Annotated in this window: 6 protein-coding genes; 1 reads left to right on the top strand and 5 read right to left on the bottom strand. The window is 42.6% G+C overall.

Features of this window, described 5'->3' with window-relative positions; translation table 11 throughout:
- Nucleotides 1-65: 65 nt before the first annotated feature.
- The 5 genes from secDF to B2Z67_RS02570 form a co-directional block, all read right to left on the bottom strand.
- On the bottom strand, nucleotides 66-3,071 hold the full coding sequence (gene secDF, locus B2Z67_RS02590) for a protein translocase subunit SecDF (protein WP_291528256.1): 3,006 nt from the start codon (nucleotides 3,069-3,071) through the stop codon (nucleotides 66-68).
- A 214-nt stretch (nucleotides 3,072-3,285) separates the two neighbouring features.
- Complete coding sequence (locus tag B2Z67_RS02585) at nucleotides 3,286-5,370, bottom strand: M3 family metallopeptidase (RefSeq protein ID WP_291528255.1); 2,085 nt, start codon at nucleotides 5,368-5,370, stop codon at nucleotides 3,286-3,288.
- Between the two features lie 48 nt (nucleotides 5,371-5,418).
- Entirely contained in the window at nucleotides 5,419-6,522 is a 1,104-nt protein-coding gene (locus B2Z67_RS02580) for an endonuclease/exonuclease/phosphatase family protein (RefSeq protein ID WP_291528259.1), read from the bottom strand.
- A gap of 14 nt (nucleotides 6,523-6,536) precedes the next feature.
- Nucleotides 6,537-7,427 (bottom strand): rhomboid family protein, encoded by an 891-nt coding sequence (locus B2Z67_RS02575; RefSeq protein ID WP_291528254.1) that lies wholly within the window; start codon nucleotides 7,425-7,427, stop codon nucleotides 6,537-6,539.
- Nucleotides 7,408-8,091, bottom strand: a complete 684-nt coding sequence (locus B2Z67_RS02570) for a rhomboid family intramembrane serine protease (protein WP_291528253.1) — start codon at nucleotides 8,089-8,091, stop codon at nucleotides 7,408-7,410. The genes B2Z67_RS02575 and B2Z67_RS02570 overlap by 20 nt, the downstream gene beginning before the upstream one ends.
- A gap of 296 nt (nucleotides 8,092-8,387) precedes the next feature.
- On the opposite strand from B2Z67_RS02570, the gene B2Z67_RS02565 reads away from it, so the two are divergent.
- The gene (locus B2Z67_RS02565) at nucleotides 8,388-8,660 is read left to right on the top strand and encodes an HU family DNA-binding protein (RefSeq protein WP_291528252.1); all 273 of its coding nucleotides are present in this window, start codon (nucleotides 8,388-8,390) and stop codon (nucleotides 8,658-8,660) included.
- Nucleotides 8,661-8,762 lie beyond the last annotated feature (102 nt).

The following is an 8,762-nucleotide window of genomic DNA, read 5'->3' as shown; positions in this document are numbered from 1 at the left end:
GTTCAATAAAAAAGGGGAAGCCGAATCCGGCTTCCCCTTTTTTATTGAACTTGAATATATCTTCCTTATTTAGTAGCTACTTCTGCAGCCGGCTCAATCTTCTTATTCTTCATCATTATATATGCGATAGGAGAAGCGACGAACAGAGAAGAAAGCGTACCGATTACAACACCGAGAATCATAGCGAAAGCAAAGCTGCGGATAGAATCACCACCGAGAATGAAGATGGACAGCAATACGATCAATGTACTCAATGAAGTATTGATGGTACGGGCCAGAGTCGTGTTCAGTGAATCGTTGAACAACAGCTTTCTGTCACGCTTCGGATATAAGCCGAAGAACTCGCGTACGCGGTCAAAGATTACCACTTTGTCGTTGATGGAGTAACCGATAGCCGTCAGGATAGCGCCGATGAATGTCTGGTCAATTTCCAAAGAGAACGGCATCCAACCCCAACAGAGTGAATAAACACCCAGGATCATCAATGTATCACAAGTCAGTGCGACTACAGAGCCTACACTGTACGCAATGTTGCGGAAACGGAGCAAGATGTACAAGCCGATTGCGATAAGAGCGAGTAAAACAGACCACATGGCGGAAGTCTTGATATCATCAGCGATACTGGGACCTACTTTCTGTGAGCTGACGATACTGCCACCCGTATAATTCTCGCGGTCAATGAATGTTGCCAAAGAGATATTCTGGGTCAGTACGGGTTTCAGGCTTTCATAGAGGAATGCTTCTATTTCGGAGTCAACGTTGCTACCTTCTTCTTCTATCCGGTAGTTCGTACTGATACGTACTGTCCTGTTATCCGTACCGATGGCAATTACACTAACGTTAGCATCACCAAACTTACTGGAAATCAATTCGCGTATTTGTTCAGGTTCTACAGGATTCTCGAAGAGAACCTTGAAGTTACGTCCACCGGTGAAATCAATACTCTGACTTAAACCGCGTACAGTAAGTGAACCGATACATATAAGAACGGCAACCCCTGTAATAGTAAACCACTTCTTGTTTCCTCCCATAAAATCGAAATGTACATTTGCCATCAGATTCTTGGAAACCTTGGAAGTGAAAGTCAGGTTCAACCATTTATCCTTGTTCATAAAGTATTCGTAAACCAGACGTGTCATGAACACAGCGGTAAAGAATGAAATAAGGATACCGATAATCAAAGTCGTAGCGAAACCGCGGATAGGACCTGTACCGAAGTTGAACAGGATAATACCCGTAATGATAGAGGTAAGGTTGGAGTCGAAGATAGCAGAGAACGCATTGGAATAACCGTCTGCGAGAGCTTTCTTAACGCCTTTGCCTGCACGCAACTCTTCTTTTGTACGTTCGTAAATCAATACGTTGGCATCCACAGCCATACCCAGTGCTAACACCATACCGGCAATACCGGACATCGTCAGGGCTGCCTGGAAGGATGAAAGAATACCCAGCGTAAAGAACAGGTTCAGTACCAAAGCGCCGTTGGCAACCATACCCGGAATGAAACCGTACATGATGCACATATACGCCATCAACACAATCAATGCTACTATAAACGAGAATACACCTGCGTTAATAGAAGCTTGTCCCAAAGACGGACCTACGATGTCTTCCTGAACAATACGTGCGGGCGCCGGCATCTTACCGGATTTCAGCACGTTTGCCAAGTCCTTTGCCTGTTCGGGAGTAAAGTTACCGGTAATCTGTGAGTTACCACCGGTAATTTCGTTGTTCACGTTCGGAGCAGAGTACACATAGCCATCCAATACAATAGCAATACTCTTATTAATATTTTGTTTAGTCAACTGAGCCCAGCGGCGTGAACCGTCTGTATTCATCGACATACTTACCGCAGGTTTACCCCATTGGTCGTATTCATCTGAAGCGTTAACAATTACGTCACCTTCCAGCGGAGCACGTCCGTTACGTTCGGTAGCGCGGATTGCATAGAGTTCGAAAGTCTGTGCTTTCAGATCGCCCTCAAAAGCAGAAACGCCCCATTTCAAGCGAAGGTCTTTCGGCAGTTCGGACTGGATTTCTTTCATGGAAAGATATCTGTTGACTGTAGCCGTATCTTTATAGTTGGCATAACCTACTACAGGACCTTGTCCGCCGGCATTAACCTGAAGGATAGCGAGCAACGGATGTTCTTTCTTGAATTGTTCCAGATTGGCAGCCTGAGCGGCGCTTTCACCTTTCAATGCGGCAGCGAGGCTGTCGGCAGTGCTGATGGTAGTTTGCGCTACGGCAGGAGCGGCAGTAGTACTGTCGGCAGCAACGCTGTCAGCAGGTGTTTCATGAACTAAAATGCTGCGCAATTTAGAATCAGCAGCTTGCAGATAAGGAGCAGCATCCCTTGCATTGTATGTTTCCCAGAATTCCAGATTAGCGGAACCTTGAAGTAACTTTCTTACACGCTCAGGTTCTTTGATACCCGGAAGTTCCACCATGATACGTCCCATCTTGTCTTCCAGGCTCTGGATGTTGGGTTGAACTACACCAAAGCGGTCGATACGTGTACGGAGTACATTGTATGAATTATCAACGGCTGCTTTTACTTCTTCGCGCAATACTTTTTCAACTTCTGCGTCAGAAGACTTTTGGTTAACCTTGTCTTTTAATTGCTGAGTGGCAAACAACTCAGAGAGACGTGCATCCGGAGCAATCTTGTGATACTCTCTCACGAACAGGCTAATGACATCGTCCTGGCTCGTAATAGACAGTTTGGCAGCATTTGCCAATGCTTGATTGAATGCTTCGTCAGGTTTGTTATCCGCCAATGCTTTGATAACATCGGGTATGGAAACTTCCAGGATGACGTTCATACCACCCTTTAAGTCCAAACCTAAACTAATCTCCATTTCGCGACATTGTTTCAGCGTATAGTTACCTAACCAGACTTTCTCATTTGAGAGGGAGTCCAGAAATTCTTGCTCTACTTTCACATCGCCTTTTGCGTGCTCTCTCGCCTTATTGGTATAATGGCGGGTCACAAAAGAGAAGGAAAGATAGAACACACACACCAGTGTGAGAAGTATCGCAAAAACCTTTACAAATCCTTTGTTTTGCATGTTACTTTTAATTTATTATGATTACTTTTTTAATTATTTCTTTTATGTACAAGGCTGCAAATATAGTTTTTTTTTCACATTCAGAAGTAAAAGGAACTCAAATATTTGCACGCGACAAAGAAATAGCCTATTATGTTCCTCTTAAAAAGAGAAAAATATCCTCAAAAACAACTCTTGGAAGAAAACTGAATAAATTCAAAACAGTTTCTCTATTTTACTTCATTCCGCGATTCTTCAACATAGGTTCCAGTTGAGGCTCTGCTCCACGGAAGTTCTTATAAAGAACCATAGGGTCTTCGCTGTTTCCTTTCTCCAGTACGTTGTAGCGGAATAGCTCGGCAGTTTGCTTATCGAAGATGCCGTGTTCTTTGAAAGCTTCAAAGGCATCGTTATCCAGTACGTTTGCCCACAGATAGCTGTAATAACCTGCTGCATAGCCACCGATAATATGGTTGAAGTAGGTGGTACGATAGCGTGGGGCAATCTCGGGGATAAGTCCTAACTGATCCATAGCTTCTTTCTCATAAGCCAGGACGTCCAGGTTTTGGGTATCTGTCAGATTGTGCAGGTTCATGTCGAGAATGGCGGCAGCCAGTAACTCTGTAGTCATGAAGCCTTGATTAAAGGTTTTCTGATTCAAAATCCTTTCAATGAGATTGTCGGGGATGGTTTCGCCCGTCTGGTAATGTTTGGCGTACATTTTCAGAACTTCGGGTTCGGTTGCCCAATGTTCGTTGATTTGAGAAGGTAATTCAACGAAGTCGCGCGCTACGTTTGTACCGGATATGCCTTTGTAGTTACATTTAGTCAGTAATCCGTGCAGGCCATGCCCGAATTCATGGAACAATGTTTCCACTTCATCGATTGTAAGCAGGGAAGGTGTATCGCCTACGGGTTTGGTGAAACTGCATACATTGCAAACCAGCGGGCGAATGTCTCCCTGTTGCTCGCGGTAGTTGCTCATCCATGCACCGCCGCTCTTACCCGGACGGGGGAAATAGTCTACATAGAAAATACCCAGTTGCGAACCATCGGCATCTTTCACTTCAAAAACTTCCACATCCGGATGATATACGGGAACACTATCCATCTTTGTAAGAGTGATACCAAAAAGTTTGTTGGCTACAGCGAAAGCGCCTTCACGTACATTTTCCAGCTTGAAGTAAGGTTTGATTTCATCTTCTTCAAGGTTGTATTTCTCTTTGCGCAGTTTTTCGGTATAATACCACCAGTCCCATGCTTCCAGTTTTTCGTTCTTGCCTTCTTTGTCCATTAGCTTTTGTAAATCGGCGGCTTCAGCTTTTGCTTTCGGCAGAGAGTAACCCCACAGGTTGTTCAGGAAATCCATGACTGTTGCCGAGTTTTTAGCCATCGTATTGTCTAATACGAAATTGGAGTAACAGTCAAAGCCCAGCAACTGTGCCTTTTCGAGGCGGAGGTTTACGATATCCGTGATGATTTTCTTGTTATCGTTTTTATCGTTGTTGTTACCGCGGTTGATATAAGCCTTATACATCTTTTCACGCAAGGGACGGTTATCTGAATATTGCAGGAAGGGGATACGACTGGCGTTGTGCAACGTAAACAGCCATTTGCCTTCTTGTTTGTCGTTCTTTGCTTCGGCGGCGGCGCTTTGACAGAACCATTCGGGAAGTCCGGCAAGATCTTCTTTCTTATCCATATATAACTTGAAAGCGTTATTCTCATTCAGAATGTTATTGCTGAATGTAAGTCCCAATGTAGACAGTTGTTTATTGATCTCACGAAGGCGCGTTTGTTTCTCGGGTGACAGATTTGCGCCGGAACGCACAAAATCTTTATAGGTTTCTTCAAGTAAACGTTGTTGCTCGGTAGTAAGCCCCAAAGACTCTTTCTGTTGAAATACGTCATTCACTTTCTTGAAGAGATCCTGGTTCAGCGAAATGTTATCACTGTGTTCTGATAATACGGGAGCCAGTTTGATGGACAGTTCCGTCAACGCTTCTGTTGTTTCCGCTTCCGTTATATTATAGAAAACACCGCTTACCCGGTCTAATATCGGGGAGCAGTTGTCGAGGGCGACGATTACATTCTCAAAGGTCGGCGCTTCGGAGTTATTAACTATTGCATCAATATTTGCATTCTGCTCTTCTATTCCTTTCAGGAAAGCAGGTTCGTAATGTTCCAGTTTAATCTGATCGAAAGGCGGTACGCCATTCTCAGTTTGGAATTCGGTTAGAAACGGATTCGATTCCGTTTTTGTAGTGCAGGAGTACATCATACAACTTGCTGATAAAATAAAAATACACTTCTTAAACATGAGCTTTAAGTATTAGATATTAAGTATTGATTGATATGTTTCAGTCTTTTAATTTTTAATTCTTTCCAGATAACACCATATCGGGTAGTGGTCGACCTCTTTTATCGATCGGTCTACCGTACAGTTATATGGTTTCAGATTCTTGCTTGCCAGAATATGGTCAATCCGGAAATAGAATTTATTCTGATTATATGAAATACCCAATCCCTGTCCCGATTGGGTGAAAGCATCGTTTAGATTTTGTCCGATAACCCGGTGAGAATATGAGATGGGAGTATCGTTGAAGTCTCCGCAAACGATTATATAAGGATATCGTGATTCTTTTATTTCGCGTGCAATACAATCCGCCTGCGGAGCACGGATGGAAGAAGCCTCCGCCAACTTGCGAACAAGCAAATGTGTGCCGCTTTTTACTTTCTCCGTTTCGGGTGATTTGAGCATACTTTCATAAACCACCTTATCTTTTGGGGTCAGTTTGTTGGATTCCAGATGGTTGTTAATAAGCAGGACGGTATCTTCTCCCAATTTCAATTCATAGGCAACGGAACCGTTATAGTCGCTTTTATAGTTCAGCTTGCGGGTTGAAAGAATCGGGAATTTGGAATAACAGGCTATCCGATTGGTATGTCCTCGTCCGGTACCTGCTATCTGAATGCTATGATAAGGATAATCTTTCAAGGCTTTTTCAACATCTTTCTGGCTTAGGTAACGGGGAGATTCCCTCGTTTGATATTCCTGCAAACAGAGAATATCCGCTCCGCTGTTTTTCAGGTAATCCAGAATAGGGTTTTTCCCATTTTTCTTGCTGGTTCCGTCAAATCCCATAACGTTGTAAGATAGTATCTTGAAACTATTTTCCGGTAGCTTGCTTGTATGGAAGTTAATGGGCAGGTAAGTATGTATTTGCGAACAGCACAAAAGGAAACCGATCAACGAACATAAAGCGAATTTATATCGCCGGATAATCAGCCAGAAAATAAGGAAACAACCGTTTATAATCAGGAAGATGGGAAATGTTAGCCCGAGGCAGGATACTACGGGATGAGCAGTCGGCTTTATATACGGACTGTATGCGGCAAGAAGCAACAAACCTATAAAGAAAATGTTGCCCGCTAAAATCAGGTACGCAACTAACTTACCAATGTGCTTTATTCCCATAAATAACGTTATCGTTTGCTTGCGTCAAACAAACTTTTCTTTTCTTCTGTGGTCAGACTTTCGTATCCGGATTTTTTCAATTTATCGAGAATACGGTCTATTTCTTCGGACTGGGCTTTCTTATGGGCATTGTAGTCATAGTCTTTCTGACGACTGTTACCATAATGTACTTTCATTTTCGGCTTACGTGGTTTGAAACTGAATAATGAAATGATAGCATCCAGTATTTTATTGATCCAGGCTGTCAGATCCTTACCCTTACTTAACCCGGCGGCAAAACAAAGTCCTGCCAAAGCGCCACCCAGGTGGGCTATATGTCCGCCCGCATTGCTGGATGTAATGAATAACAGGTCTGTACCAATCACGATAAGCGCCAGATATTTCAGACGTATCATGCCGAGCAGGAATAACCGTATCGGATAATTCGGTTCACGATAAGCTGTGGCGGCTACAATGGCAAGCACCGAAGCCGATGCGCCCAACATGAATGAATCATCAATCATTTTGCTGAAATACGGAAAGACATGATACGCTGCCATGTAAAGCAGACCACCGCAGATACCTCCCAGAATATAAACGCCCCGCAAATGCTTTGCTGAGAAGAATGTGAGGAATAATGCGCCGAACCAATACAACCATAGCATGTTGAACAGGATATGCAGTAGTCCTGCGTGCATGAACATATAAGAAAACAGCGACCACGGCTGTACGGTGAATCGTGTAAACGATGCAGGTAACTCCAACCACTCGAATACTCCGTCGAGGCTGCGGTTGAATAATTGCAGAATAACTCCCGTCAACGTAGTGACGATAAAAACGCCCACGTTGATATAAATCAGCTGGATATAAATATTCCCTCTGCGAAAAGCAGTTTTCAGGTCAGTTATAATAGAAGCCATTTCCTTTGTCTTTTTTTCTCCAGTATATAATCAATATGAAACCGAATACCATACCGCCCAAGTGCGCAAAGTGTGCCACGTTATCATTCGGATTATTTGCGAGTCCGGAATACAATTCAATCAACGCATATATGATAACGAAGTATTTCGCTTTGATAGGGAACGGAAGCGGAAAGATAAATAAAGGTTGGTTGGGGAATAACATTCCGAAACCTAACAAAATGGCATACACAGCTCCGGAAGCTCCTACGGTAGTCATTATATTAAGATACTCTTTCATCGAAATGATGGAGCCGCCTATATCGACATTGTCGTATGCGGAAAGCACTATCTCATAATGTATGTACTGTACGATTTCCTGAATAAGGCCTGCACCAATACCGCATACCAGGTAGTAGAACAGGAAACGCTTCGGCCCCCACACCTGCTCTAAGATACGTCCAAACATCCACAGGGCAAACATATTAAAAAGCAAATGCATAATCCCGCCATGCATAAACATATATGTGATGAGCTGTGCCACATTGAAATTTTCGGCAAGGAAGAAGTGAAGCCCTAAATAACGGGTCAAATCAATACCATAAGTTTTAGCGACAATGGTTGCAAGAAAGGCCAGTACATTAATGATTAATAGGTTCTTGGTAATGGTTGGTATGGTATTCATAATCTATTCTTTAATTCATCATGCGATACTATAATATAAGCCGAAAACAAGAACGAGTTCACTTGATTATATGAAGGCGCACTCTGTTTTGGCTTAGTTCGGCAAAAGTACGAATAAATTCTGTTCTATAATAGAAAGAAACCGTTCTATTCTGCACTTTTTTACTAAAATCCAATTTATTTTCAATGTTTTTATTTGTTATTCAGAAATATTGCTCTATTTTTGTAGAGCTTTGTGAGTATCAAGTAGATATCTTCTATGTAACATATTAATTTATTTATTTAATTTTTGTATTTATGAATAAGTCAGAACTTATTAGTGCTATGGCAGAGAAGTCCGGTTTGACGAAAGCGGACTCAAAGAAGGCTTTGGAAGCCATGATGATGACAATTGCAGATGCTCTGAAAGCCGGTGATAGAGTATCATTGGTTGGTTTTGGTACATTTTGTGTATCGGAGAGAGCAGAACGTACAGGCATTAACCCCTCAACGAAAGAAAGAATCACAATCCCTGCGAAAAAGGTTGCAAAGTTTAAGCCGGGAATGGAATTAGCTGAATCTGTTGAATAAAGGACGTTAATGAAGATAATAATAAAGGAGATACGCAAGTGTCTCCTTTATTATTATATATTCGCCAAAACATAGTATCTTTGCACCCGGAAAATACTTTTA

The organism is Bacteroides sp. UBA939 (genome assembly GCF_002293435.1).
In the GTDB taxonomy this organism is placed as follows: domain Bacteria; phylum Bacteroidota; class Bacteroidia; order Bacteroidales; family Bacteroidaceae; genus Bacteroides.
Note: the sequence above shows the minus strand (reverse complement) of the source record. Positions and strands in the feature narration are given on the sequence as shown.